General features: G+C 63.4%; 22 protein-coding genes. 16 read left to right on the top strand and 6 right to left on the bottom strand.

Going from position 1 to position 26,968, the window contains the following annotated elements:
- Nucleotides 1-4 precede the first annotated feature (4 nt).
- The 4 genes from ACP151_RS16595 (at nt 5) to ACP151_RS16580 (ending at nt 4,343) form a co-directional block, all read left to right on the top strand.
- Nucleotides 5-2,212, top strand: coding sequence for a YjbH domain-containing protein (locus ACP151_RS16595; protein ID WP_424980015.1), 2,208 nt, complete (start codon nt 5-7; stop codon nt 2,210-2,212).
- A complete protein-coding gene (locus tag ACP151_RS16590; RefSeq protein ID WP_424980014.1) occupies nt 2,209-2,904 on the top strand; it encodes a YjbF family lipoprotein in 696 nt (231 codons plus the stop codon). The genes ACP151_RS16595 and ACP151_RS16590 overlap by 4 nt, the downstream gene beginning before the upstream one ends.
- A gap of 196 nt (nt 2,905-3,100) precedes the next feature.
- Nucleotides 3,101-3,319, top strand: a complete 219-nt coding sequence (locus ACP151_RS16585) for a hypothetical protein (RefSeq protein ID WP_424980013.1) — start codon at nt 3,101-3,103, stop codon at nt 3,317-3,319.
- Nucleotides 3,320-3,635: 316 nt separating this feature from the next.
- A complete protein-coding gene (locus tag ACP151_RS16580) occupies nt 3,636-4,343 on the top strand; it encodes a sugar transferase (protein WP_424980012.1) in 708 nt (235 codons plus the stop codon).
- Between the two features lie 68 nt (nt 4,344-4,411).
- On the opposite strand, the gene ACP151_RS16575 is transcribed toward ACP151_RS16580, so the two are convergent.
- The 3 genes from ACP151_RS16575 to ACP151_RS16565 all read right to left on the bottom strand — a co-directional run bounded on the left by ACP151_RS16575 (nt 4,412) and on the right by ACP151_RS16565 (nt 6,791).
- Nucleotides 4,412-4,603: a hypothetical protein gene (locus tag ACP151_RS16575; protein ID WP_424980011.1), complete on the bottom strand. Its 192-nt coding sequence runs from the start codon at nt 4,601-4,603 to the stop codon at nt 4,412-4,414.
- A gap of 356 nt (nt 4,604-4,959) precedes the next feature.
- Nucleotides 4,960-5,865, bottom strand: a complete 906-nt coding sequence (locus ACP151_RS16570) for a glycosyltransferase family 2 protein (protein ID WP_424980010.1) — start codon at nt 5,863-5,865, stop codon at nt 4,960-4,962.
- Nucleotides 5,862-6,791: a glycosyltransferase family 2 protein gene (locus ACP151_RS16565; protein ID WP_424980009.1), complete on the bottom strand. Its 930-nt coding sequence runs from the start codon at nt 6,789-6,791 to the stop codon at nt 5,862-5,864. Before ACP151_RS16565 ends, ACP151_RS16570 begins: the two co-directional genes overlap by 4 nt.
- Nucleotides 6,792-7,210: 419 nt before the next feature.
- On the opposite strand from ACP151_RS16565, the gene ACP151_RS16560 reads away from it, so the two are divergent.
- From ACP151_RS16560 to ACP151_RS16540, 5 genes are read left to right on the top strand one after another with little or no spacing between them, the layout of a single operon-like run.
- Nucleotides 7,211-8,659 carry a UbiA family prenyltransferase gene (locus ACP151_RS16560; protein WP_424980008.1) on the top strand — a complete coding sequence of 483 codons (1,449 nt, stop codon included), beginning with the start codon at nt 7,211-7,213 and terminating at the stop codon, nt 8,657-8,659.
- Nucleotides 8,656-9,081, top strand: a complete 426-nt coding sequence (locus ACP151_RS16555) for a GtrA family protein (RefSeq protein ID WP_424980007.1) — start codon at nt 8,656-8,658, stop codon at nt 9,079-9,081. Before ACP151_RS16560 ends, ACP151_RS16555 begins: the two co-directional genes overlap by 4 nt.
- Entirely contained in the window at nt 9,081-10,412 is a 1,332-nt protein-coding gene (locus tag ACP151_RS16550; protein ID WP_424980006.1) for an FAD-binding protein, read from the top strand. Before ACP151_RS16555 ends, ACP151_RS16550 begins: the two co-directional genes overlap by 1 nt.
- Nucleotides 10,409-11,152: an SDR family oxidoreductase gene (locus ACP151_RS16545; protein ID WP_424980005.1), complete on the top strand. Its 744-nt coding sequence runs from the start codon at nt 10,409-10,411 to the stop codon at nt 11,150-11,152. The genes ACP151_RS16550 and ACP151_RS16545 overlap by 4 nt, the downstream gene beginning before the upstream one ends.
- Before the next feature lie 17 nt (nt 11,153-11,169).
- On the top strand, nt 11,170-12,186 hold the full coding sequence (locus ACP151_RS16540; RefSeq protein WP_424980004.1) for a glycosyltransferase family 2 protein: 1,017 nt from the start codon (nt 11,170-11,172) through the stop codon (nt 12,184-12,186).
- Nucleotides 12,187-12,207: 21 nt separating this feature from the next.
- Here ACP151_RS16540 and ACP151_RS16535 read toward each other — a convergent pair whose 3' ends face one another.
- Complete coding sequence (locus tag ACP151_RS16535; protein ID WP_424980003.1) at nt 12,208-13,398, bottom strand: glycosyltransferase family 2 protein; 1,191 nt, start codon at nt 13,396-13,398, stop codon at nt 12,208-12,210.
- A gap of 250 nt (nt 13,399-13,648) precedes the next feature.
- On the opposite strand from ACP151_RS16535, the gene ACP151_RS16530 reads away from it, so the two are divergent.
- The 3 genes from ACP151_RS16530 (at nt 13,649) to ACP151_RS16520 (ending at nt 18,294) form a co-directional block, all read left to right on the top strand.
- The gene (locus tag ACP151_RS16530; RefSeq protein ID WP_424980002.1) at nt 13,649-14,647 is read left to right on the top strand and encodes a sulfotransferase family protein; all 999 of its coding nucleotides are present in this window, start codon (nt 13,649-13,651) and stop codon (nt 14,645-14,647) included.
- Between the two features lie 120 nt (nt 14,648-14,767).
- Complete coding sequence (locus ACP151_RS16525) at nt 14,768-17,041, top strand: GumC family protein (RefSeq protein ID WP_424980001.1); 2,274 nt, start codon at nt 14,768-14,770, stop codon at nt 17,039-17,041.
- Nucleotides 17,041-18,294, top strand: a complete 1,254-nt coding sequence (locus ACP151_RS16520) for a polysaccharide biosynthesis/export family protein (RefSeq protein WP_424980000.1) — start codon at nt 17,041-17,043, stop codon at nt 18,292-18,294. Before ACP151_RS16525 ends, ACP151_RS16520 begins: the two co-directional genes overlap by 1 nt.
- A 52-nt stretch (nt 18,295-18,346) precedes the next feature.
- On the opposite strand, the gene ACP151_RS16515 is transcribed toward ACP151_RS16520, so the two are convergent.
- The gene (locus ACP151_RS16515) at nt 18,347-19,273 is read right to left on the bottom strand and encodes a family 16 glycosylhydrolase (RefSeq protein WP_424979999.1); all 927 of its coding nucleotides are present in this window, start codon (nt 19,271-19,273) and stop codon (nt 18,347-18,349) included.
- Nucleotides 19,242-19,931, bottom strand: a complete 690-nt coding sequence (locus ACP151_RS16510) for a hypothetical protein (RefSeq protein ID WP_424979998.1) — start codon at nt 19,929-19,931, stop codon at nt 19,242-19,244. Before ACP151_RS16510 ends, ACP151_RS16515 begins: the two co-directional genes overlap by 32 nt.
- Before the next feature lie 229 nt (nt 19,932-20,160).
- On the opposite strand from ACP151_RS16510, the gene ACP151_RS16505 reads away from it, so the two are divergent.
- From ACP151_RS16505 to ACP151_RS16490, 4 genes are all read left to right on the top strand, one after another.
- Nucleotides 20,161-21,072 (top strand): glycosyltransferase family 2 protein, encoded by a 912-nt coding sequence (locus tag ACP151_RS16505; protein WP_424979997.1) that lies wholly within the window; start codon nt 20,161-20,163, stop codon nt 21,070-21,072.
- On the top strand, nt 21,069-22,025 hold the full coding sequence (locus ACP151_RS16500) for a glycosyltransferase family 2 protein (protein WP_424979996.1): 957 nt from the start codon (nt 21,069-21,071) through the stop codon (nt 22,023-22,025). The genes ACP151_RS16505 and ACP151_RS16500 overlap by 4 nt, the downstream gene beginning before the upstream one ends.
- Nucleotides 22,022-23,254: a glycosyltransferase family 4 protein gene (locus ACP151_RS16495; RefSeq protein WP_424979995.1), complete on the top strand. Its 1,233-nt coding sequence runs from the start codon at nt 22,022-22,024 to the stop codon at nt 23,252-23,254. The genes ACP151_RS16500 and ACP151_RS16495 overlap by 4 nt, the downstream gene beginning before the upstream one ends.
- 610 nt (nt 23,255-23,864) lie before the next feature.
- Entirely contained in the window at nt 23,865-26,954 is a 3,090-nt protein-coding gene (locus ACP151_RS16490; protein WP_424979994.1) for a G8 domain-containing protein, read from the top strand.
- Nucleotides 26,955-26,968: the final 14 nt, after the last annotated feature.

Genomic DNA, 26,968 nt, shown 5'->3' with positions numbered 1-26,968 from the left:
CGGTATGCGGCTGGCGGCCCTGGCCGCCGCGCTGTGGCTGATGGCACTGCCTGCCAGCGCCCAGCATTGGGCTGCGGGGCCGGAGATCACCCGCGCAGGCCATGACGCGGCGCCAGGAACCGAAGCCGCCGCCCCGCGGCTGAAGCCGCTGCCGCCCCCGAGCCTCAATTTCTATGGCAGCCCCGGCATTATCGACACCCCCAGCGCGGATATGCTGCCGGACGGCCAATATGCAGTCACCTATTCCTGGTTCGGCGGCACCTCGCGTTACAACATCACCTTCCAGGCGCTGCCCTGGCTGTCGGCCAGCTTCCGCTACAACGGCATCCAGGATCTGAACCTGTTCGGTTTTGACACTTATTACGACCGTGGCTTTGATGTGCGTGCCCGGCTCTGGCGCGAACGGCGCTGGCTGCCTGAGGTCACGATGGGGCTGCAGGATTTTGCCGGCACCGGGGTCTATGCGGCGGAATATTTCGTCGCCACGAAACGGTTTGAGGCCGCCGCTCTGGGCTGGGGCCGCGCTCCCGGTCGTCTGAAGGTCTCGGCAGGGCTGGGCTGGGGGCGGCTTGGCAGCCAGGGCGCCATCGGCAATATCGGCGGCAATCGCCCGACATTCGTGGGCGGCAGCACCGGCGGCGAACTGTCCACCGACCAGTGGTTCCGCGGCGATTTCGCGCCTTTTGGCGGCTTCGAGTGGCAGCCCGATGAGCGCTGGAGCCTGAAGGCGGAATATTCCACCGATGCCTATGTGACCGAAACGCAGATCTCCGATGTGTTCGACCGCAAGTCCTCAATCAACTACGGGGTGGAATACCAGTATTCCGACCGGCTGCGCCTGGGCGCCTATTACCTTTATGGTTCGGAAATCGGCATCACCGCGCAGATCCAGCTCAATCCGAATAACCCGCCCACGCCGATGGCGGTGCCCGCCCCGCACCCGGTGCAGCCGCGGGTGCAATGGGCCGGTCCAGCGGATAGCTGGAAACAGGAGTGGATGGCCAGCACCTCCCAGAAACAGAAGTTCCGTGATTTGGCGGCCGAGACGCTCAAGGCCGATGGGCTGGTGCTGGAGGCAATCACCCTCACCGGCACCACTGTCGAGCTGCGCTACCGCAACAACCGCTACCGGTCGGCCGCGCAAGCTGCAGGGCGCGCCGCCCGCGCCCTGGCCCAGTCGCTGCCGGCCTCGGTGGAGACTTTCCGCCTGGTGCCGGTGCGCCGCGGTATCGGCCTGTCCACCATCGAGATCCGCCGGTCCGATCTGGAGGCGCTGGAGTTTGATGCGGATGCTTCGGATGCGCTGTTCGCTGCCGCCGGTGTCCACGCTGCCGGACCGCTGCCTGAGGATGCGATCTTCTCGGGTGAGCTGTATCCGGCTTTTGCCACCTCCATCAGCCCCTATACCCAGCCTGCCTATTTCGATCCCGAAAAACCGTTCCGGCTGGATGCGGGTCTCGATTTTGCGGCCTCTTATGAACCGGCGCCGGGCTGGCGCATTGCCGGCACCATCCGCCAGCGGCTGGCCGGCAATGTGAAGAACGGCCGCGCCTCCAATTCGGTGCTGCCGCATGTGCGCACCGATCAGAACGAATACGCCCAATTCGGCACCACTCTGGAAAACCTCTATGTGAGCCGCCTGTGGAAACCCGGGCGCAACCTTTATGCCCGCGCCACCGCGGGCCTGTTCGAGAGCATGTACGGCGGCGTCTCCGGCGAGATGCTGTGGAAGCCTGTGAACAGCCGCATCAGCTTTGGGCTGGAGGCTAACTATGTGGTGCAGCGCGATTTCGACCAGCGGTTTTCCTTTCGCGACTACCGCACCTTCACCGGCCATGCTTCGGCCTATGCAGAGCTGGGCAAGGGCTATCTGATGCAAGTGGATGCGGGCCGCTACCTGGCGGGCGATTACGGCGGCACCTTCAGCCTGAACCGGGAGTTCGACAACGGTTTCCTGGTCGGCGCCTTCTTCACCCTGACAAATGTGTCCGCCGAGGATTTCGGCGAAGGCTCCTTTGACAAGGGGTTCCGCTTCCGGATTCCGGTCGACTGGCTGCTGGGCAAGCCGTCGCGGTCCGGTTTCGGCCTGACCATCCGCCCGACCCAGCGGGACGGCGGCCAGCGGGTGGCGGTGCCGGACCGGCTTTATGGATCGGTGCGCGCGGCCCACCGCAAGAACCTGGAAGATCAGCGTGCGAGGTTCTGGGAATGAGCATGATCCGTTTCCTGCCCGCCTTGGCGGCGGCGCTGCTGCTGCTGGGGGGCTGTGCCCGTGGCCCAGAAAAGACACCGGCGGAGCTGGAAGTGATACAGGCGGTGGCCGAGCAGTTCCGGGGGCGCCGCAAGGCGCCGCCGCCGCCCAAGCTGACCCGGGCACTCCTGGACGAGCAGACCCTGGCCCATATCGAGGTCACCATCGAGAACCGCGAGGTCACCGCCTTTCTGACCCCGTCACTGGCGCGTCGCGACAGCCATCCCGGCAGCATTGCCATCTGGCGTACCCAGGACAATGTATCGCTTAGCCTGCGCCAAGGCATGGTCATTGCCACCCGGGGCCTGGGCGGTGGATTGTTGTCCGCGCAGGTGCCGGCCGCAGACGGGGTGGCGGGACCGGCGCGCGGCGGTGCCCGGCGCTACACCGTGCGTGCCGACGGCAACGGCCAGACCACGCTTGAAATGGCCTGCAGCCTGCACGACCTGGGGGCCGCGGCCGTGGAAATCGTCGAAGTGACCCACCCCACCCGCCATCTGCAGGAACGTTGCAGTCTGGAAGGCGCAGGCGGCGGCACGGTGGTCAATGACTATTGGGTCGATTCCCGGCCGGGCCGGGCGCAGGTCTGGCAGTCGCGACAATGGGCCGGGCCAGAGATCGGCTACATGCGGATTCGTCTGCTGCGGCTGTGATCTGGAATGGGAGAGCCGTGATCTAAGGCGGATTTCGGCCCGTTTTCCGCGGTTTTGCAGCAACGGAGCTGAAAAATTAACGCCGCAAACTGTATTTCAACAGTTTTGCTGCTATTGCGTACGTTGAAATAGAAACCTGCCTCCCCTAAGGTCGGCTCCGATACCCTCTTGCACAGTTCTCCAAAGGAGTTTTGAGATGAAACAGATCCTGACTGCCCTGGCCCTGACCGCCCTGGCCTCCACCGCATCCGCCCAGACCGCGACAGCACCTGCCGCCACCTCCAAAGCTGGCATTGCAGGCACCGGCCTGACCGCAGGCACCGCAGCGGGTATCGCCGCAGGCCTCGTATTTGTTGCTGTGATTGCCGATGACGGAGATTCCAGCGGCACCACCACCACCACCACTACCAAGTAATTTTGACGGCGCTGCTGGCGCTGACGTGATTGCAGAAAACGGGTCCTTTGGGGCCCGTTTTTTTATGCGTGCCCGCGGCTGCGGCACGAGACCCTGCGGCGCCTCCAGGCAATATTGCGAATGCTGGAAGCCTCGCTGGCGCCGGGATTTTCGGCGGGATTGCAACATCTTTCCCAATGGGCATTTGCTGGAAAGTTTAGGTAAAAATTTACTTTCTGAAGAAACACGCTAAAAATAACGCTTGTCAGGGGGGAATTTCAGTAAGCAGTTCTATGTCGTCCCAAGTTGTCCTGATGTGTTGTTTTGGGTAGTGGGTATGAAAAATGTTACTGAGTATCAGGGCCAACTGAAAAATTTTGAGATTTCGGGGGGCCGCAAGGGGATAGAGACAGCCGAGCGGATGGTCTGGGAGGGGCTGTACCGCAGAGTAGGAAAACGTGTATTCGATCTGTTTCTGGCCGCAGCGCTGCTGCCGCTGATTGCGCCGCTGATTGCCATTCTATGGCTGATCACCAGGTGCGGCGGCGGGACTGGTTTTTTTGGGCACGCAAGGGTCGGCCGGGGCGGCTGCAGCTTCAAATGCTGGAAGATCCGCACCATGGTGCCGGATGCCGAAGAGAAGTTGCAATCTTATTTGGGCGGCAATCCGGATGCGGCAAGGGAATGGGAGGCCAGCCGCAAACTGGCTCATGATCCGCGGATTACGCGGTTCGGGGATTTCCTGCGCAAATCAAGCCTGGATGAGCTGCCGCAGATCTGGAACGTGCTGTGCGGGGACATGAGCTTTGTCGGGCCACGCCCGGTGACCGGCGAAGAGCTGGGGAAATACGGCGGCCGGTCGGGATCCTACCTGGCGCAGAAACCGGGGATCACCGGCATCTGGCAGGTGTCGGGGCGCAACAGCGTGTCTTACGAAGACCGAGTGTCCATGGATCACCGTTATCTGCGCAACATGAGCTTTCCACTGGATCTGATGATCCTGTTCAAAACCTGGCTGGTGGTCATCAGGCGCACCGGCTGCTGAAAGCGGAACAGGAGGTCACCCGGCTGGGTGCAGGCGGGGCTGGTACAAGGCGACCGGGGGAGCCAGCGTTAACGGCGCTGCTTGCGCAGGGCCGGGTCGCAGGGCAGCACGGCGGTGCAGATCACATAGCAGACAGCAACAAAAAACGGGGCGCCCAGCAGCAAAGCCGCGGCGGCCAGCCACCAAGGGGCGCCGAACAGCATCAGGACAACACCCGAGGCAACAGCAAAGCTGGGTGCGCTTACCGGCAGATGTCTCATACAGTGGTCTCCATTCAGAGTTGCAGAGATTCCCCCGCAATCAATTATTGCGATATTTACCGCCATGATCAAATCATATGTGACCACCATCGGTACCGCAAGATATTGTGTATCTTGTTGCTGAAGACACGCTATCTTCCAGGATCAGCCGCAATATGGCGGTGTGCTGCCTGTTTGGGATATCTTTGCGCGGCCTCTTGATCGGCTTTCGAATATGATTCCCGGCTCCGGTGCAATCCGCTTGCGCGGCGGTGACCCATATCAGCAGGATCTTGCTTGCGGCAGGTCGGTTCAGGTAGGCCAGTTCAGGTAGGCTGGTCCAGACAGCCTGGAAGGGCGGCGCAGACCGCAAGCGGCTACGAGGTGCCGTAGAGGGTCTGTTCACGCATGCCGAAGCACTTGCTGGCGGCGCCCAGATGCAGGGCGCCCCGGATCAGCCAGAAGTTGCGCCTGGCCCTGCTGCCGACGGACAGGCCGCTCATGGCCGCGCAGAAACAGCCTTTGGCCAGGGCGGCAAACAGCAGGCTGAGACGTGTTCTGACCGGAACCGGGGACGTCAGGATGCGCGCATGCGCATGGCTTTGGCCGGCCCGCAGCCGACGCTGCAGCAGCCAGCCCAGAGACAGGCGCTGGGGGGCCACGTCTTCATAGACGACCGCCTGCGGGGCAAACCGCAGCTTCCCGCCTCTGACGAACACCTGACGGAAAAAGACCGTGTCTTCACCGCCGCAGCGTCCCAAGGCCGGGTCGAAACGCAGCCCGGCGACGCTGGTGGCGGTACGCCGGATCAAAACATTGGCGGTGCATCCGGTTGTGAGCTCAGCCGGGCCGGGTGGCGGCTTTGTGGAGTGGTAATCGCCATCGATCATCCAGGCTTCGGTGCCCTCGGGATAGACTGAGACTGCGGGACCGAACACCGCATCTGCGCCGCTTCGGACGGCTTCGCCATGCAGCTGCAGCAGCCAGTCCGCCCCGGCCTTTTCGTCATCGTCCAGGAAGGCCAGGAATGTACCCTGCGCGGCCTCCAGCCCGGCGTTGCGGGCAATCGAGATATTGCGAGCAGGCGCATGGATATATGTGACAGGGAAGGGCAGGCAGGCCTGTTCCGCAAGGGCGCGGGCCGATGGCGTGTCGTCATTGTCGACCACCAGGAGATACAGGCTGCAGCCCGGCGGCGGTTCGACCTGGCGCAGCGACTCCAGCGTCTCGGCCAGCATCGGGCGGCGGAAGGTGCAGACACAGATGTCAATTCTGCAGCTCACCGCGCATACTCTCGCCGCCGGGCTCCGAAAAAGCCGGAGATGACCCCGGCGCCGCGGGCGATCAGGGCGATGCCATCCGCCAGCCCGGCCCGGCCCCGGACCAGCCCGCGCGACAGGGCGACCACCCCCAGGCCGACCATGGCTGTACCGCGCAGGCCGCAGTACAGCCCGGCATAGCCGCGCGGCTTGCGCAGCAGCACCGTATTGGCCCGGGTGATGCCATAGCGGTACTGGCGCAATGTGGCCCATTTCCAGGTAAGACGGCTTTTCTTCTGGATCTCATAGACCATCGCATGGGCGGCAAACCGGCCTTCCCCCCCGGCAGCCACAATATCCTGGAAAAACAGTGTGTCCGAGCCGCCGTCGAACTGCAGCGCGGCATCGAAGCAGCAGTTGTGCTTGGCCACAAAAGCGAGATCGATCAGCACATTGTTGGTCCAACTCTCCTGCCGCGGGCTGAGATCCGAAAAGCGCTTCTGGCGGAAGAACCCGCTTTGCAGCCACCAGCGGTCGCGCGCGTCCTCGACGGTCATTGTCAGCGGTCCCTGAACAAAGGCGGCGCCGGTCTTGCGGGCGGCGTCCATCAGCGCGTTCAGCCACAGAGGGTCGACGGTTTCATCGTCATCCACAAAGGCCAGGTAATCATCGCCGCTTGCGGCGCGGAGCGCGCGGTTGCGGGCAAAGGGGATGCCGGCTTGCGGCTCATGGACATAGTCAACCGTCCAGGGCAGCCGGGACTGAAAGGCTGTCACCAGCGGTTCAGCGCTTCTGCCGGAATCATTGTCGACGACGATCAGCCGCAGCTCGATGCATGCATGGACCTGCAAGTCCTGAAGCGACAGCAGCAGCTTTTCCAGATCCGCCTGGCGCGCATAGGTGCAAACCGCGATGGCGACCTTATTGCGAGGCGCAGAGGCAGGCTGCATGGCAAAACTTATTTGAAACTGACATCAACACACCTTTGAGCGGATGAGGCGGCTGCCCTGCAAAGCATGGCGATGTGCCCCTCTCCGCGGCAAACTCATTCCGAAAAAGAAGCAGCACTCCAAACCGGTCCGCCTTCCGGCACCCAAAAGCGCTGCGCAGGTTCCGCTGCGGCGTTCTCATGCTGCCAGCCCCCTCGTTGCACTGCAGGTAACCATACTCATTGTTCTTGCGTCAAGCGCAGGGCCCGGATCGGGCGGCTGGCGTGCCGTGTCGTGCAATTTCCTGAGACAACCCGGACATTTGCCCTAGATTTCTTAATCGTATGCCTGATCCGCCCCTTGGGAGCTGAATTGGGCACCGGACAGTTTTATGTGTACCCCCCCAAATTTGCTGCGGGATTGATATGGATGATTCAGGAATGTTTGGAACTGTTCCGCAGGCGGATACTGCCGGTGCGGTGCTTGTCGTGGACCTTGATGGCAGCCTGATACGGACAGATATGCTGTATGAGACCGCCTGGTCGGCGCTGTCCAAACGCTGGGCCAATGCGCTGCCGATGCTGGGCAGGCTGATCCAGGGCCGGGCGCAGCTGAAACGGTTTCTGGAACAGGCCGGACCGGTGGATGTGGCACTGTTGCCCTACAATGCGGATGTGATTGCCTATGTGCAGACCTGGCGGCAGCAAGGCGGCCGCACGGCTCTGGTCTCGGCGTCGGATCAAAGGATTGTTTCGCGCATTGCAGACCATCTGGGGCTGTTTGATGAGGCCCATGGATCGGACGGCAAGGAAAACCTGAAAGGCGCCACCAAGGCGGCCCGGCTGGAGGCGCTCTACGGGGCGGAAGGCTATGCCTATATCGGCGATTCCCGGGCTGATCTGGCGGTCTGGCGCGGCGCGGACAAAGCCATCACCGTGGGCCTGTCTGCGCGGCTTAAGGCAGAGGCTGCGCGCGCGGCAGAAGAGGTGCTGCATCTCACGCCTGCAGAGCCACGCCTGCGGCCGCTGCTGCGGGCGATGCGGCCGCATCAATGGCTGAAGAATGTCCTGGTTTTCCTGCCGCTGATGGCTGCGCATCAGCTCGACCTTATGACCCTGCTGCAGGCGCTGACGGCCTTTGCCGCCTACAGCCTGATTGCCTCTTCGGTTTATCTGTTGAACGATCTTCTGGACCTGGCAGCAGACCGGCAGCACCGGCGCAAGCGGCAGCGCCCCTTTGCCAGCGGGCAGCTGCCGCTCTCCTGGGGCACGGCATTGGCACCGGGGCTATTGCTGGCGGGGTTTGGCATCGCCTTTGCGCTGGGGCCACTGTTTGCGGCGGTGATGGCCTTTTATTATGGGGTCACCACGGTCTATTCCTTCCTGCTCAAGCGCCGTCTTGTGGTGGACATCTGCACTCTTGGCGGGCTTTATACCCTGCGCATCATTGCCGGCGGCGTGGCCACGGGAATCCCGCTGTCGGTCTGGCTGCTGGCATTTTCGATGTTCTTCTTCTTTGCGCTGGCGGCGATGAAGCGGCAGGCCGAACTGGTGGCCGAAGGCGATGCGCAGAGCAAGAAGGTGGCCGGGCGCGACTACCGGACATCGGACAAGCCGCTGGTGGCCAATATGGCTGTTTCCTCCGGCTATATGTCGGTGCTGGTGATGGCGCTATATCTCAATACTCCCGGTGTGCGCGAGCTTTATGCTTTTCCCGAGGCGCTGTGGGGCATCTGCCTGGTGCTGCTGTTCTGGCTGAGCCGGATGGTGATGATCACCCATCGCGGCTGGATGCATGATGATCCGGTTGTCTTTGCAGCCAGGGATTACATTTCTATTATCTGTCTTGGGCTGATTTTCCTGTTTGCCCTGGGAGGGACGATGCTGTGACACGCACGGCGCTTGTCTTGCGCTATACCGTCTTTGCGGTGCTGGCGACATTTTCCAATCTGGCGGTGCAGCGGCTGGTGCTTGTTGTGGCGGGCAGCACCGGGGCAGGCTTTGCTGCGGCGGTGCTCTGTGGCACGGCTGCCGGGCTGGCGCTGAAATACATCCTCGACAAGCGCTGGATCTTTGCCGACACATCGCGGGGGCTGGCGGCACATGGGCGGAAATTCACCCTGTATACCGCTATGGGCCTGATCACGACCGCGATCTTCTGGGGCAGCGAGACCGCATTCTGGCTGGCCTGGGGTACTGATGCGATGCGCGAGACGGGCGCGGTGCTTGGGCTGGCAGCAGGCTATGCCATCAAATATCAATTGGACCGGCGCTACGTATTCAACCAGGCGGCAGCGGAGCGGCCTGCCTGATGGGGATGCAGGAAATCTCGGGCTGGGGCCGCTTTCCCCGCCGTTTTGCCCGGGTTGCGGCGCCGCGCGGCGAGGCGGCCTTGCGCGCGGCGGCCGGCGGCGGCGGCGCGGTGGCGCGCGGCAACGGGCGGGCTTATGGCGACAGTGCCATTGGCAGCGCGGCAACCATAGAGATGCGTCGCTTCAACCGGATACTGGCGTTTGACAGCAGCAGCGGTCGGCTGGTGGCTGAGGCCGGAGTGCTCCTGTCCAATATCATTGATGTTTTCCTGCCCCGGGGCTGGTTTCCCTATGTGACGCCAGGCACCAAATTCGTCACCCTTGGCGGTGCCATTGCCGCGGATGCGCATGGCAAGAACCATCATTGCGAGGGCAGTTTCGGCGCCTTTGTCGACTGGATTGATGTGCTGGGCGCGGATGGCTCTGTCACCAGAGCAAGCCCGGCCAGCAACTCCCGGCTGTTTGAATGGACGCTGGGTGGCATGGGGCTGACCGGCATCATCCTGCGCGCCGCTATCCGCCTGCGCCCTGTCGAAAGCGCCTGGATCAGCCAGAAGACCCTGCCGGCTGCCAATCTGGACGCCGCGCTTGCTGCCTTTGAGACCGCCCGAGAGGCGACCTATTCGGCGGCCTGGATCGATTGCCTGGCCAGCGGAGACTCGCTGGGGCGGTCCCTGCTGATGCTGGGGGAGCACGCCCGGGCTGCAGACTTGCCACCGGCGCAGCGCGCAGCACCGCTGCAGGCCCCGCTGCGCCGCAAGCGGCGGGTGCTTTGGAATGCCCCTTCTGCGCTGCTCAATCGCTGTACGGTCAAGGCGTTCAATGCGCTGTACTGGCGCCAGGGCCTGCGGCGGGCAGGGGAATCCCTGGTGGATTGGGACAGCTTCTTCTATCCGCTGGACGCGGTTCTGGGCTGGAACCGGATCTATGGGCGCCGGGGCTTTGTGCAGTTTCAATGCGTGCTGCCGACGCAGAGCGCCCGCGCGGGACTGGTGGCGTTGCTGTCTGAGACGTCGGCGGCGGGGCAGGGGTCATTCCTGGCGGTGCTGAAGCAGTTCGGCCGTGGCCGTGGCGGCCTGTCTTTTCCGATGCCCGGCTATACGCTGGCACTGGATTTCCCGGCCACGGCGCGGGCGCTGGCGCTGCTGGACAGGCTGGACGCGATCACGTTGGAACATGGCGGCCGGTTTTATCTGGCCAAGGATGCGCGGATGGCGGCGGCTTCGCTGCACCGGTCCGACCCGCGTGCCGCCCGGTTCCAGGCCATGCGGCGCAAAGAGGGACTGGATACCGCCTTTGCTTCCGCTCAATCTGAAAGGCTGTTGCTATGAATGAACCCAAACCCGGCGTGATGATCCTGGGCGGGCGGTCGGATATCGGGCTGGCGGCAGCGCATGCCTTTGCCCGCGCGGGCCACCCGGTGATGCTGGCGGCCCGGGAGGCGCAGAGCCTGGCGGCGGATTGCCAGGATATTTCCCTGCGGTACGGTGCCGGGGCACAGGCGGTTGAATTTGACGTGCTGGCGTCATCGGCGCTGCCGGAATTCGCCGGGGCAGGCGAGGCGCCGCCGGGGATCGTTGTCTGCGTTGTCGGCCTGATGGGCGATCAGCGCGAAAGCGAGCTGGATCCGGCGGCGGCGGCGCGGGTCATGCGCAGTAATTTTGAAGGGCCGGCCTTGATCCTGGGGCTTTATGCGGAACGGATGGCGGCACTGGGACGGGGCACGATTGTCGGGGTCAGCTCGGTTGCGGGTGATCGCGGGCGGGCATCGAATTACGTTTATGGCGCCGCCAAGGCCGGCTTTACCGCGTTTCTGTCCGGGTTGCGCAACCGGCTGGCGCGGCAAGGGGTGCAGGTGATCACGGTCAAGCCCGGCTTTGTGGCCACCCGCATGACCGAAGGTCTGGACCTGCCCAGGGCGCTGACCGCCGCGCCAGAGGAGGTGGCGGAAGCGATCCTGCACGCCGTTGAACGCGGCCGCGATGTGGTCTACGTGCGCCCGGTTTGGCGGATGATCATGGCGATTATCCGGATACTGCCGGAACGGCTGTTCAAGAAAACCAGCCTGTGAGTGCGAGAGAGCAAGCCATGGGCGCGAGGCCGGACCACACAGGACAGCTGACAGCAGAGGCGCCGCGCGCAGCGATCGTGATTGCCGCTTATAATGCTGAAGCCACGCTGGAGCGGGCGCTGCGCTCGGCTTTTGCCCAGACGGTTCCGGTCGAGGTTCTGGTGGTCGATGACGCTTCGCAGGACGGCACTGCAGAGCTGGCTGAGCGGCTGAGCGGCCCGGTGCCGGGGGCCGTGGTCCTGCGCCAGCCCCGCAACGCCGGACCTGCCGCCGCCCGCAACCGCGCGATTGCCGCCGCTGCTGCGCCCTGGATCGCGGTGCTGGATGCAGATGATCATATGGCGCCGGACCGGATTGCCCGGCTGGTGCAGGAGGCTGAGGCAAAGGGGCTCGATTTCCTGGCAGATGATATCTACCAAGTCTCCGAAACGGCCCCGACGGCAACCGGGCAGCGGCTGTGGAGCCCGCAGGATTTTGGCCGAATGCAGGTCTCGCTGGCCTTTTTTGCCGAGGCCAATACCCATGGCAGCCGCGGACGGCGGAGCGAGCTGGGCTTTGTCAAACCGCTGATGCGGCGCGCTTTTTTGCAGGCGCATGGGCTGCGCTATGCCGAGACCCTGCGGCTGGCCGAGGATTACATGCTGTATGCCCAGGCGCTGGCCGCCGGGGCTGCGTTCCAGCTGGTGGATCCGCGGGGGTATTTTGCAGTGCACCGGGAAAACTCCCTGAGCGGGCAGCACAGCACGGCAGATCTGGGTGCGTTGGTGCAAGCGGACCGGGCGCTGCTGGGGCGGCCGGATCTGGAAGCTGCCGCCCGTGCAGCCATCCGCCGCCATTGCCGCCAGGTTCACAAGGAATGGGCCTGGCGGCGGATGATCGACGCGGTGCGGGCAGGCGATCTGCGCAGTATCGCGGCGCTGGGACTGGAGCCGCCTGCGGTAACGGCGGCCCTGATGGGAAAACTGCTGCAGCAGGCCTGGCTGCGCAGCAGGCGCAGGTTTGCGCCGGGTGGCGACAGGGCCCGGCGCAGCTAGGGCAGTGGCCCTAGCTGCGTCTCACCAGGTATAGGCGGCGGCCGACAATATGCTGTTCTCGCGCAGCCTGCTGTCCTGTGCGCCGCCCCGCAGCCGCAGCCCGGTTGCGGCCAGCATCCGGGCCAGACGCAGAGTTTCGGCCGGATTGCCACGGCCGGCCGCCCGGCGCAGGGACCACAAGAGGCCGCGCCCCAGGCTGGCGGCAATGGCCCGCCCGGCCGCGCCGCTGCTGCGCAGACGGTTCAGGCGGCGGCGGTCATCCGGGCCGAAGGCAACCCCGTGCTTGCCCGAAACCGCCCGGCGGCAGATGGCGGTTTCAACCGCTGCCAGCGGCGCTGCAGGCTCTGCCGCAGCGGCGGCTTCGAAATCACTGAGGGCGTCCTGCCACAGATTGTGCCGGGCAAAGGCGCCGCCGCGCTGCAGACAGGCGGCGCGGCGCAGATGCGCCCTGGATGCGCCGCTGAACATCGCCTCCATCAGGGACAGTGGCAGATGATCCCGCAACCCCTGGAACACAACCTTGTCCTGTTGCGCCCAGACGCTGTCAGCAGCACTGGCCGCATGCCGGTGGCCGGCCGGTCCGCGCAGCCCGTCATGCTTGCGCTGCAGGAACAGTTTCTGGCTGGTCATCCGTATTGGAAAGCGCACCGCCAGCCGCACGATCATGTCATAATCGATCGAGCGCGGCAGGTCTTCGCGGAAAGGGCCCGTCCGGCCATAGCACGCGCGCCGTACCAGGGTGGCATTCTGGAACAGGAAGATATCTTCCAGCAGATGGCGCAAAGGGGTGCCCGTGCTAAGATCGGGCCAGTAGCCAGGGCCGGTGACCTCGCGGCCCTCCGGCCCGTCACGGAACCGGTTGTAGCACCCTCCTGCGACCCCGGCTTCAGGATGCGCATCCAGCAGCCCCGCCAGCTGCTCTGCAGCATCGGGCAGGGCAATGTCGTCATCGTCGCAGATCCAGATGTAATCGCCGTCGGCCAGTTCCAGCGCCGCATTCAGGGCAGCTGCCTTACCTGCATTTTCCGCCCGGCAATACTGCAGCCGGGGATCGCTGAGCGCAGCCACCGCCGCATGGGTGCCATCCGAGGAACCATCGTCCCAGACAATGATCTGGCTGACCGGCCGTGTCTGCTGCTGCAGCGCAGCCAGGGCTTCCAGGAGGTAGTCTTTGCGGTTGAACGTCGGAACGATGACGGAAATTGCGGACACAATGCAGCCTGCTGAAAAGAGTACTGCAGCCACTATCCGGGCCGGGCGGCGGTTTGTCCACAGCGGATCCCTGCAGGGGGGCCGGCGTTCAGGCGCGCCAGCGCCGCGTTTGCAGTTTGAAACGGCTTCCAGGCCGAACACCGTTGCCGCGCCCATCCGGCGCCCTAGTCTTCTATGGCAATGATGTGTTCCTGCGGCTCCGGCCGGGAGGGAAGCACAGCGTAAAGGTTTATTCCGGGGACCGGTTGCGGTGAAACAGATTGTTCTTGACCCAGAGGAGGCACAGGCCTCCTTTGACGGGCTTGCGGCCCGCCGTGGCCCCGATTTCATTATCGGCGGCGCCCCCAAATGCGGCACGACCTCGCTGCATTTCATTCTGGACCAGCATCCGGCGATTTCGCTTCCACAGGATGAGGTGCATTTCTTTGACGCAGACGATCCGGTTGCGCATCCTGATTTTCTGAGCGTGCGTGCGGGCATGCTGCAATGGTGGGATCCGCGCCCAGGCGCAAAGGCGAACCAGAATTGGTATGCCGGTCGTTTCCCGTCGGCCGTGCCGGGGGGGCTGACCGGGGAGGATTCAACCACCTATCTGATGTCGGAGCTGGCGGCGAGCCGCATTGCGGCGCAGCTGCCGGAGGCCAAGCTGGTGTTCATGCTGCGCCATCCGGTGCAGCGCGCGTATTCGCAATACTGGCATCTGATCAAGACATCGCGCGCCACCGAAAGTTTCGAGGCCGCGATCATCCGCTATCCGCATATCCTGCTGGGGTCGAGCTATGCAGCCGGCCTGCAGCGGTTTTTCAGCGCGCTGGGGCGGGAGCGCGTGCATGTCTGCCTGTTTGAGGATTTCCGTGCCGATATGCAGGGCTGTGTGGATGCGGTGACGCAGTTTCTGGGAGCCAGCCCGATGCCGGTGGATCCGGCGCGGGCCTGGTTTAACCGGACCAGATACCCGGCCCGGCCCCGGCTGCACCGGGCGGCAAACCGGCTTGGGCGACAGCTGGTCCGGGGCCGCTACCGGCGGCATATGGGCGGGCCTGCCAGCCTGGCGCGGCGGCTGGAGAACAAACTGCATTACTGGTGGTTCGCGCATATCAACCCGCGTTTCATGACCGCAGACCGCCCACCGCCGATGCAGCCGCAGACACGGGCCTATCTGGAACAGCATCTGTCGGCCCGCAATACCGGCCTCTCGGCGCTTTTGGACCGGGAGCTGGCCGCGGTCTGGCCCGGCATGAGGTGCTGACATGGCAGACTGGCCTTCTGCATACGGCGCGCCGCATGCCTGTCTTAACAGCAGGCCCTGCGGGCATCGCCGGGGTTTCCATTCTCAGGTCTCAGGACCTGCTTTCCAAGGAGTGCTGTAGTGAACCGGAACAATGGGCTTCTCAGCTTTATGGTGGATGATCCGCTTGATGCCCAGCCGCGCAGGGACGGGCTCAGGCTGGGGGACATCTATTTGTTTTTCTGGCGCCGCTGGCTGCTGATCGGGACGGTGTTCATTGCCGTTACCGCAGTAAACACTGTTCTGCTGTCCCAGATTCAGCCGCGGTACACGGCAACCGCGGAAGTGACACTGGTGGACCCGCGCCAGAACAGCACTCCGATTGCCGACCTGCTGACCGGCGTGCCGCTCAGCCGTCAGGTGGTGGAGCAGGAAATCACCACCATGCAGTCCAAGGCCTTTATGATCGAGGTGGTCAAGAGCCTGGGCGCGGAGACCAGTGCGTCGATGCTGGCAAGCAGCGGGCCGCCGCCGCTGCCGCTGCGCATGCTGGGGTCGTTCAAAAACTATGTTTCCGGCCTGATCCGTGCCAAGCCGGTGCCTGAGACCGCGGACAGTTCTTCGGTCTCCAGCGTGCCGCTGCCAAAGTCCGTGCCGGAAGCGGCGGCGGCAGAGGCCCTGGCCGAAGACATGCTTCAATACGGTGAGGCTGCGGATCGTCTGGCCTCTGTCTTGCGGATCGAGCAAAGCGGCAACGGCTATGGCATTAGCCTGTCGGCAGAAGCCGCCACGCCATTGTTTGCGGCCGCCATCGCCAATACCGTGGCTGCCGAATACCCCAAGTTCAGCCTCGGCATCCGCAGCCAGGCCATCGAGGAGCAGGTGCAGCTGCTGAGCGGCCGGGTCGAGGAGCTGGGGCGCAATCTGGAGGGCGCGGAAACCGCAGTGGTGGATTTCCAGGCCCGTGTGGCCGGTGTCAATCAGGACAATGCAGACCGGCTGAACCAGCAGATCGAAAATCTCGGCCGGTCGCTGGTTGCGGCCCGGACCGAGATTGTCACGGCCGAGGCGCAGCGCAACAAGGTGCGCGAGCTGGTGGCGGCCGCCGGCCCGGTGGCCGCGTCGCAGGTGCTGGAATCTCCTATTCTGAATGACCTGCGCCAGCAGCTTTCCGGTCACCGGATCGAGCGCAGCCGTGCCGCAGAGCAATTCGGCGCAGACGCGCCGCAAGTGGCAGCGCTGGATGCGGTGATCGCCCGCGTCGAGGAGGAATCCGCACTGGAAACCAATCGGATTGTGTCCGAATTCGCGACCCGGGCCAGTATTGCAGCGGCGGTTGTTGCCTCGATCGAAGCCCAGCTTTCAGGTCTGGAGGAGATGGTGAAGGCCCGGTCGCGCAATATGGTTGAACTGGCCAAGCTGCGCCGGATCGCCGACGCCAACCGGATTGCCTATGAGGAATTTCTCAAGGTCGCCACGGAATCGGCACAGCTCAAAGCCCTGCAGCAGCCCACGGTGCGGCTGCTGTCCTTTGCTGAGGCGCCAACGGATCCGAGCTCTCCCAGGACGCTGTTGCGGCTGGCCCTTGCCGGGGTGGCAGGGCTTGCGATCGGACTGGGGATCGCGCTGCTGATTGAGCTGACCAGCAACAGCATCAAGACCGGGCGCGAGCTGCGCAGGGCAGCCGGGCTGCCGGTGATCGGAAGCCTGTCGTCTCTGCGCAAACAGCGGGCCGCGCGGCTGCTGAACAATCTGGGCACTGCCAGCCCGCTGCCAGGCCCGGAACGGACCCTGGTGGAAGAGGGCCGCAAGCTGGCGCTGTTCCTGTCCAGGGTAACCGGCCAGGGCGGCGGCACAACCCTTGTCTTCACCTCGGCGGTCCCGGGCGAAGGCAAGGCAATGGCGGCGGCACTGGTGGCAGCGGCGCTGGCCGCGCGGGGCCGGTCGGTCATTCTGGTCGATGCCGCGCAGAACAATTCCGGCAGGCCCCGGCCGGTGCCCGGTCCCGCCGATACCGGGACGGAAATCGCCGGCATCACCCGCGCGCGGGCCGGCTACTGGCAGCTGCTGGTGGCAGAAACAGCGCAGACGGATCTCAGCTGCCTGCCCGACCGGTGGCTCGAAACGCTGATGGAAAATCTGACCGCGGAATATGATTATGTGATCATCAATACTGCGCCAGTTCTGTCCCTGGGCAATGTTTCGAGCTTCCTGCATCATGCCGATGCGCTGGTGATGGTCACGCGCTGGAACGCCACGGCGCGGCAAACCGTTGAAGCCTGTATCGAGCGGCTGCGCGATTTGCGCGCCCAGAACATCTATGCGGTGATGACCGGGGTTAAGCGCCGGGCCGAACGCAAATATGAATATCCCGGCTTCATGCAGACCGTCAAATCCGGGTGGAAGCAATCATGATGAGAACGCATGTATCCAGGCTGGTGCCTGTTATGGTGGCGATGGCGGCTGTGGTGTTTCGGGCGCTGCCGCTGTGGGGCCTTCTGGCGGCGGCAGCCGCGGCCGGAGCCTACCGGCTGGGGCCGGAGGATGCGGTTGTCCTGAGGGTGGTGGCCTGGAATGACGAAACTGGGGCCTATGAGACGATGGAAGCGCTATCCGGGGAATACGCAGTCGCCTTGGATGGCTCCCTGGCGGTGCCGATTGCGGGCCGGATTACCGCCGGGGGGGCGACAACCTCTGAAGCCGCTGCCGAAATCGCTGCCAAGCTGCAAGCGGCCGCTGGGCTCTATCAGCCGCCGGAAGTCTCGATGCAAATCCTGCGCTACCGTCCCTTTTATATTGGCGGCGATGCAGCGGCTCCTGGCGCCTATGCCTGGCGCCCCGGGATGACCGGCAGTAAGGCGCTGGCACTGGCCGGCGGCCTGTTTCGCAGCCGCAGCCAGGCACCGGGCGATGAGTCTGAATACCGGCTGGTGAGCTCGCTGCGGGGGACCCAGGTGGAGCTTGTGCGCCTGCGGGCCAGGGAGGCCCGGCTGATGGCGGAACAGGCGGGCGCTGAAGCCATCGCCTTTCCGGATAATCTGCGCCACCCTGACGGCGCCGACGCCGTAGACCGGATTCTCTCGGAGGAGACGGCTCTGTTTGATATCCGGCAGGAATCCCAGGTCCGCACGGTGGAATCCAACGAAGCGCTGATTGCGCTGTACCGCACCGAACTTGCAGCGCTGGACGGCAAGCTGGTCGGGCAGCAGCGGCAGGTTGAGCTGGCCCGGGATCAAGCGGAAAAACTGCGCGCGCTGGTGGACCGCGGTGCGGTGGTGGCCAGCCGTCTGGTGGATGCCGAACGTGTCCTGACCAATCTGAATGCCGAGGAACTGGATCTCGACACCGCGATCTACCGGGCACGCCAGCGGATCGGCGAAACCCGCCGTGACCTGCTGCAGGCGGTGGACAACCGGCGGCACGAAATCGTTTCCCAGCTTCAGGACACCCGCCGCAAGATCGAACTGGAGACCAAACGTGAGGCGATGTTCCTGGGCCTGGCCACGGTGCAGGGCGCGGCGCCTGCGGATCTGCCGCTGCGCACCGGCATGAAAATCCGCCGCAGGACGGCGGCAGGGACCGAGGTATTTGCGGTGGGGCCTGACGATCCGGTGCTGCCGGGCGATGTCTTTGAAGTCTCGCTGGAGTTCACGCTAACCACTCAGTGAGCGCCGGCCTTGGCCATTGCCTGCCGCCGTGCGCGTCAGCTGCAGACACCGGTTACTCGGCAATGATCAGATCACTGCACGCCGGAGTGCCGCCTTCAGGCGGCGTATAAGAGGCGCATTGAACCAGCGCTTCGGCGCGGGTGTCCTTGGGGGCAACGCCCGACCAATGGGCCTGCTCCTGGCTGCCGGCCCAAAGCTCGAAATAGATCTTCATCGGAGGTTTCGGAACCTGCTCCGCACCGGTCAGGCGGAACAGCTCGGTCCCGTCGGCGGACCAGATGACGGCCTCCTCGGACCAGTCGATTGTATAGAGCCGCGGTGCTTTGGCAGCATCAAAGCCCAGATCGACCCAGGGCGGCTGCTCCAGCGGTTTGCCGCCGCGGAACCGGTTGACATGCGCCTTGGCCGTATTCTTGCCGAGGATCTCAAGAGAAATTTCCTCGTGGCTGTGCCCGAAATTAGGACCGGTATAGAGGTAGAAGGCGGAAATCAGACCTTTGCCGCCCGCCGCCTGCAAGATGATTTCATAGCGTCCATACCCGTACCACTTACGTCGCTGGACCTGACCGCTTATAAACTCCTTTGAGGTCTTCCCTGCTGCGAGCAGGCTTCCGTCATCCGATTGCAGCGCTCTGATTTCCACCCGGTTTTCTGCTGCAGAAGGCACCAGAAGCATACGGACACCGGCGGTGCCGTATTCTACGGCATCTTTGCGCCAGGCGGTCTGCAGCCAATTGGCCGGGTGGTCGTATTCTGCCCGCCACCAGTTCACGCCTGGCCCGCTCAGAGGAAAGACGCTCCGGAACGGCGCTCCTGCGGGCTTTCCTTCGATCTGGCCCGCTGCAGCCCCTGTCATCAGCAGGCTGGACAGCCCGAGAAACGCCGTTGTGAAGATGCTCTTTCTGACAGCGCCGGAACGCTGGCCCGGATTCTTTGTGACAACCACGTCAATACTCCCATCCATGTAAGGTGATTTCATGTGCGAACGCCTCGGCGATGATGCGGGTTTGCCGCGGATCAAACACCTCGCGGTAGGGCCGCCTGTCTGTGCGCAAGCCGGATTTTGCCTGCGGCAGCCCGTCAAACGGCAGGCCGAGTTCGCTGAACAGGGTGGCAAGCTCTTCCTCCAACCGGTCATACCGCAGGATGCGGTCAACAATCGGTGCGCCGTCGGCGTCGCAATAAAACGGTGCGTTGTGGCAGAAGATCCGGTTCTCAAGATATCCATCCAGTGTCAGCCCGGGATCATGGCGGCGGTGCCAGGCCGCATTGCGGAACATATGGAAATGCGACAGCGTCTTGTCCCATGGGTTCCGTTCAACGCAGACTTTCAGGTAGCTGTCCCAGATCTGCGCCGGCAGCCGGGCGCGGGCAAAGCGGGCGGGGATATGGTTGTAGATCCTGTCGCGGCGCAGGCATTCCACAATGTTTTTACGCAGATCCTGTCGGCTGCGCACTTCGCGCCATGGGGCGAACCAGCCCCGCCAATTGCGCGGCGCATGGGCCGGGATGGCGGGAAAGATTGGGGTCACGATGTCATCCGGCCCGCAATGATGCGCCAGGGCCAGCTCAATGCTTGTACCTGCAGACTTCAGCGTCTTCACAAAAATAACCTTGTGACGATGCGAAACGATCATTCGCGCGAACCTATTAACCAAACCATCGGTGCCTTGCGGCTTCCCGTTTCCTAGATAACTATGGCTGTAGGCCCGTTCGGCGAGTTTTTTTCATATCAGGCAACCGTCTCCGCCGCCTGGACGGCCTGAGGCTTTATCTCTTGCAACGGCCTGATCACTCGTAAATACTTTCCCGGCGATCAGGGGGTGCCGGCCTGGCCCGGAATGTTACAAAGCCCCTTTGCGGAGTGTGTCTTTGAAGATTTTCGTTTGTGCCTGCACTTTTAGGCGCCCTGAGGGGCTTGCAAAGCTCCTGCGCTCCTGCCGCCTGCTGGATGTACGCGATGATATGGAATTATCCTTTATCATCGTGGACAATGACGACACCCCGTCTTCTCAGAGTGTATTCCAGCGCGAAACCCACGATTTTCCCTGGGCGTGCCGCTATGTGCATGAGCCCCAGCCTGGCATTCCCATGGCCCGCAACCGGGTTCTCAGCGAGGCTGGTGAAGAAGGCTTCCTGGCCTTTGTGGATGATGATGAGACCGTGACCCCCTCCTGGCTTGTTGAACTGGTGCAGATGGCAGAGCGCACGGGAGCAGCCTTTGTGCAGGGGCCGGTGCGGATGCTGGTCGACGATGCGCGCGACAGATGGTGGCTGCACACGCTGTTCTTCGAACAGCGGCGCTATGCGGATGGCGAGACACGCAATGAGAGCTGGACCAGTAATGTGCTGCTGGATCTGAGCTTCACAGCCCGGCACCGCTGCCGGTTCGACAAAAGGCTCAGCTTCACCGGGGGCGAGGACACCCTGTTTTTTCAGGATGTGGTGCGGGCAGGCGGGCTGGGCGCCTATGCGCTGAATGCCTGGGTCTGCGAGAAGCAGCCCGCCCACCGCCTGTCCTGGCGGTGGGCGGTGGGTCGGCAATTCCGCTTTGGCAACACACGGGCGCTCACGGTGCTGCTGCGCCGGTCCCGCCTGCATTCAACGGCCTATTGCCTGGTGCGCGGCGTGGGGATGACCGTGGTGGGGCTGGGCTGGCTGGCCAGTTCGCTTCTCAAGGGCAGGCGGGGTTTTGCCAATGGCATCGCTCTTTTGGCCCGGGCTGCAGGGGTGTTTTCCGGCTTGGCTGGCGCCCGCATGCTGGGCTACCCGCGGTGACAGACCTGCCCCGGATCACGGTGGCTATTGCGGCGCATAATGCGGAAACCTGCCTGGGCGCCGCCATCCAATCGGCTCTGGTCCAGGCACATGTCGCTGTCGATGTCATCATTGCTGACGATGCATCACGCGATGGCACTGCGCAGGCAGCTGCCCGCACCGCAGCCTGCGATTCCCGGGTGTCTCTGATGCAATCTCCGGTCAACTTGGGGCCGGGTGGTGCCCGCAATCTGGCGTTGGCCGCCGCGCGAGGGGACTGGGTTGCCGTCCTGGACAGCGACGATCGCTTTTTGCCCGGCCGTCTGGCCCGCATGCAGGCCCATGCGCTGCAGCAGGAGGCCGATATCGTGATTGACGATTTCATCTCCGTGGATGCGGAGGGCAGCCTCCTGCCGGGGCCGCGGCTGGCAGACCGGCATCCCCCGGGCTTTATCGGTCTGGCGGATTGGCTGCGGCTGAACGATATGGCCCGCGCCGAACTCAGCTTTGGCTATGCCAAGCCGCTGATCTGCCGCCGTTTCCTGTGCCGGCACGGGCTGCGCTATAATGAGAGCTTGCGCAACGGCGAGGATTTCCATCTGATCCTTGAGGCTCTGGCGGCGGGCGCGCGGCTCTATTTCAGTGGTGAAACGGGCTACAGCTACACCCGGCGGGCAGGGTCTGTGTCTCGCCGGGCCCAGGGCAGCCATATGCGTGCCCTGCTGGCTGCGGACCGCGTCATGGCTGCCAGGCTGCCTGCTGCACAGCATGCGGCAGTCACCGGCCTGCTGGCAGCACGGCAGCGCAATCTGCAGAACCTGATCACCACCGAAGAGGTCCTGTCCGCACTCAAGGCCCGGCGGCCCGCGACTGCCGCAGCCAGCCTGCTGCGGCGGCCGGGCGCCTTTGCCCGGGTGGCCGGGCATCTGGCGGAGGCGCTGCACAAACGCATTGCTCGCGGCGGCCGCAGATGACCCGCCGCGCCGAACAGAAACGGCAGGCGGTTTTGATTGTCGCCCGACGGCTGGACGCAGCCCGGTCCGGCAGCAACACGTATCTGAAGGCATATCTGCGCCTGTGCCGGGAGGCCGGGCTGGCCACCCGGATTGTCTTTGCCCCCAGGCGCTCTTTCGGCAATCTGGCCTGGGCCCGCCTGGATCCGGGGTTTGTGGAACTAGCAGAGCGCATCGACTGGGGGCAGACGCTGCGCATCGGCCGCACCCGGATCTCTCTGGCGCCCGGGGTCTGGCTGCGCATGGTCCGGCGCCTCGGGGCCGAGGTCAGGCGGCGGCTGACGGGGCAGGCGGGCAGTGCCTATCCAAGCCTGCTGGGCGCAGAGCTTGCGCCGCGGGAAAGCAAGGACGTGCTGGCCCGGGTGCGGAAGGCCGGAGCCGGGATTGTGACCGCGGAATACAGCAGCCTGGCACCGCTGCTGGAACAGGTGGAGGCGCGCAGGCGCATTGTGCTCCTGCATGACCTGTTTTCCCTGCGCGCCGAAAGTTTTGCGGCCCAAGGATTGGAACCGGACCATACTGTGATCACTTTGGAGGCCGAAGCGCAGCGCTGCCGGGCGGCAGATCTGCTGATTCATGCCAGCTGCACCGAACGCGACCGCCTGCAGCCGCTGCTGCCTGAGACCCGCCACGAATGGATGCCGCCTGCCTTCCGCCCCGGGTCGGCCTGCGCAGACACCGGGCGTAAGCCGCACGGGCTGTTTGTCGGCTCCCGGCATAGGGGCAACGCCGAAGCGCTGGATTTCCTGCGCAGGAAGATATGGCCGGCGGTGCGTGCGAAAATCCCGGACGCGGAACTGTGGGTCGCCGGCGCAATCGCCTCCGGGATCTCTGCGGGGGAGGCCCAGGCCGAAGGGCTGGTTCTGTTGGGGCCAGTGGAAGACCTGGCCGCCCTCGGAGGGCCGCAGGCCATTGGCCTGGCCCCGATGAAATCAGGCAGCGGAATCCCGATCAAGGTGGTCGACTACCTGTCCCTGGGTATGGCTGTGGCGGTGACCTGCGGCACGCTGGATGCATTTGGCGGCGCGCTTGAGGGGCTGGTGGCCGAAGCCGCTTCGGATGCTCGATATGCAGCCCTGATCTGCGAGCTGCTGCGTGACGATTCGGCGCGCGGCGCTCTGGCAGCGGCTTCGGCCCAGGCGGCGTCCCGCCTCAGCAATCCGGCACTGGCGGCTCTTCTGAACGACTAGGCCTCTGTTTCAGTTTGAAAATCTGGCTTTTCCCACCTGAAATGCAACATTTTTCCCAAAAACCGCGAAACATGTCCGTGGACTCGCGCAAAGGTTAACTTAGCGTGAATGCGGGGGCTGAAACCGCAGAAACCGGGTGTTTCGGCGTAATCCTGCCAGCCTTTGCAGGGCGGACGCTCGGATTTTTGCTCATGCGGAGGTTAGCTTTGAAATCCAATTCAATCGCGCTGGAAATGAATGGCGCGTTGGGGCACGTTCTCGCAAAACAAAGTTAACGAGGACAAATCGATGCAGTTCCAATGCAGCGCTGCGGCGTTTCGCGTGCGGCTGAGCCCCACAGCAGTTCAATGGTTGCCGAGTTAAAGGAAGCCGCTCCGTCTGCCTGCGCCTGGTCTTGCACGGGCGCCCATTTGGCAAGGCGTGCTGCCGATCTTTCCTGTCATATTCCCCGGCGGCGCGGTCAGCTCGACCGCAAGCACCGGTCCGTAAACCGTCCCGAAGATGCCGTGAAAGAAACGTAAATCTTTCCACCCCACGGCCTTTGCGAAACACAATCATATGCCAGAACCGGTGAGCACTGTCTGACCGGTCGGCCTGGAGAACCAGTTCCATGAATACGATGACCCACGACACGATGATGTCCACCGACATGACAATGTCGATTGCGAATCCCGATGACGCGACCCACGTCGCAATACAGTCCGGCAATTGGAACGACCCGTCAACCTGGAAAAACGGTAAGGTACCGGGAACAGAGGCAAAAGTTCTTATCCCGATGGGGGTTTCGGTGGAATATAATTCCACGTCCAACGCCAGGCTGGACTGGGTGCGGGTGGACGGCGGGCTGGATTTCGCCACCGATCAGGATACCCATATCCGGGTGGAAACCTTCGTCACCGGCCTGCATTCGCATCTGACCGTCGGCACGGCAGAGAACCCGGTGCAGGCGAATGTGACCACCTCGATTGTATTTGCCGATGGCCCGATCGACACCTCGATTGATCCCGGCTTGCTGGGTCATGGCCTGGTCGCCCAGGGCAAAGTCGAAGTGCATGGTGCCACGAAATACGCTTATGCCGCCCTGGACGGCGACGCCAAGGCCGGCACCAAGGTCCTGAATTTCACCGCCGACACCGATGGCTGGCAGGTTGGCGACACGCTTGTCGTCATGGGCACCCAACAAGGCCAGTTCCAGGACGAAAATCGGGAAATCGTTGCGATCAAAGAGACGTCAAAGGGGGTGGAGATTACCCTCGACAAAGCGCTGAGCTACGACCACACGACCCCGGCCGGATATGATCTGGATATCTATGTCGGCAACGAAACCCGCAATGTTGTCTTCTCTTCCGAGAACCCCGAAGGGGTGCGCGGGCATGTGATGATGATGCACACGCCGGATGTCGCGATTCAATACGCCGAATTCAGCGAACTTGGCCGTACCGACAAATCGCTGCCGCTTGACGAAGGCAGCAATGTCGCGGGCCGCTATTCGCTGCACCTGCATGAAACCGGTGCGGCCGCGGGCAGCCAGCTGGCGGTTTTGAACGGCAACTCGGTGCATGGCGCCCCAGGCTGGGGCATCGTGCAGCACTCCAGCCACGCGGCCGTCGATTTCAACTTTGTCCATGACATCGCAGGCGCCGGCATCGTGTCGGAAGACGGCAATGAAACCGGCCAGTGGATCGGCAATTTTGTCACTGGAATTCCTGGCGCAGGCGAGGATTTCTCAATCAAGCGCGACGAACTGGAGGCTGATTTTGGCCACAGTGGCGTCGCCTATGAAAACCAGGCCCGGCAGATCGTTCAGCAGGGCAATATTGCGGCCAATGCCAATACCGGCTGGATGTACCGCGCGGCCGAAACCAGTGTCGAAAATCCTGACCGCGACGCGCTGCAATTCGACCCGATGCCGCTCAAGGATGTTCTGAACAACGAAGAGCCCGCCATTCTTGGCTTCCATGACAATACCGCAATTGCGGTGCACACGATGATCGACACCGGCCATCGCCAGAGCATGGCCACCACCACCGACCTGCGCAGCGACATGCTGCGGATGACGGCCTGGGAAGTGGACCGGGTGTTTGATGTCTTCAACTACACCGGGCAATACGTCATCCGTGACGGTCTGTTCATCGCCGATGATGACGGCGCCGGGCGGGCCATTTACCTGCCGAACAAACATGAAAGCACATCGATCATTAACTCCCATTTCGACGGGTTCAATACCGCAGTCTACGACAAGGGGGTCAACCATGAGGGTGTCTATATCGGCAACACCTTCGCAAACGTGGGGAAGAAGATTGACAGCGCCTATTATAATGACAGTCGGCTGCAGTCTGGGGACGCCGCCGCACTTGAAACGCTCGACCGGCCGATCCTGAATCTGGATGCAGATGCGGATCTCACCCTGGGTCCGCGCAACCACGAGGTGCTGATCTCCGGGACCATCACCGACAACGCCGGCACCATGCGATTGGGGTCGAACCTGTGGGCCGAAGTTTCCGTTGCCACCCGTGACGGCATCAGCAGCAATGACAATGATCTGGGCCAGCCCGATCCCGAAGATATGCTGGCGCTGAACGGTGCCTTGCGCGACGGCGATGGCGGCTGGGTCATGCCGCTTGCAATCTGGATCACCGACCGTGTCACCGGGGAGCATTTCGCCTACCGGATTGACATCACGCTGGAAGGCTATGCCGATGATTTCCTGAAGCCGTATGAAATCACCGATTTCAAACTGCCCTCCAACAAGATTGACCTGTTTAACGGCTATACCGACGCAGGTGGTTCCGGCGGCACAGATACTGGCGGCACAGGTGGCACGGACACCGGCGGTACTGGCACTGGCGGCACAGACACTGGCGGTACGGGCACTGGCGATGCGGACACTGGGAACACAGCTACGGCGGTGCTCGAAGCCGGCACCGCGACCTTCAGCCAGGGCGCGCGCAGCAGCTGGACCAGCACGGGTTTTGAAACCTCCATCGACGATCCGGTTGTGATCATGGGCCCGCTGACCTCAAAGGGCGGCCAGCCGGCTTTTGCCCGGGTTAAGTCGGTCACGGATGACGGCTTCAAGATGCAGATCGAAGAGTGGGATTATCTCAACGGCAAGCACAACGCGGAGTCGGTGGGCTGGGTGGCCATGCCAAGCGGCACCTATGAACTGGCGGATGGCCGCCAGATCACCGCGCTGCAGGTACAGACGGATAAAAATGGCAAGGCCTCGGTTGATTTCTCCGGCTTCAAAGGCGAGATCGCGGTGTTCACGCAGATCGGCAGCCACGCCGCTTCCGAGGCAATCACAGTCCGCAACGAGGTAACCGGCAACGAGTCCGTCGACATCATGCTGCAGCGGCAGGAAAAGAACAGCGACGGCAGCTTCAAGGCGGAAACGGTTTATGTCCTGGCCATGGAAACCGGCACCGGCGGCGGCCTGCAGGCAGGGACCATGACAGGCGTCAACCATAAGGACACGCAGGTGAATACCGATCCGGGGGCCTTCGATGACCTGGCCTTCCTGGCATCGATGACATCGGTCAACGGCAATGATCCCGCCGCACTGCGGCTGCGCGACTTTGACAGCGATGGCATTTCGCTCTTTGCCCAGGAGGAGAAATCCGCAGACAGGGAAATCTGGCATAACCCGGAGGATGTCAGCTGGCTGGCAGCTGAAACCGGTGTCTACGACCTGTTCTGAAACATCCGCTTTGC

Origin of the sequence: Leisingera sp. S232 (assembly GCF_049800895.1) — a bacterium.
Lineage (GTDB): Bacteria > Pseudomonadota > Alphaproteobacteria > Rhodobacterales > Rhodobacteraceae > Leisingera.
This window is presented reverse-complemented; position numbering and strand designations above follow the sequence as displayed.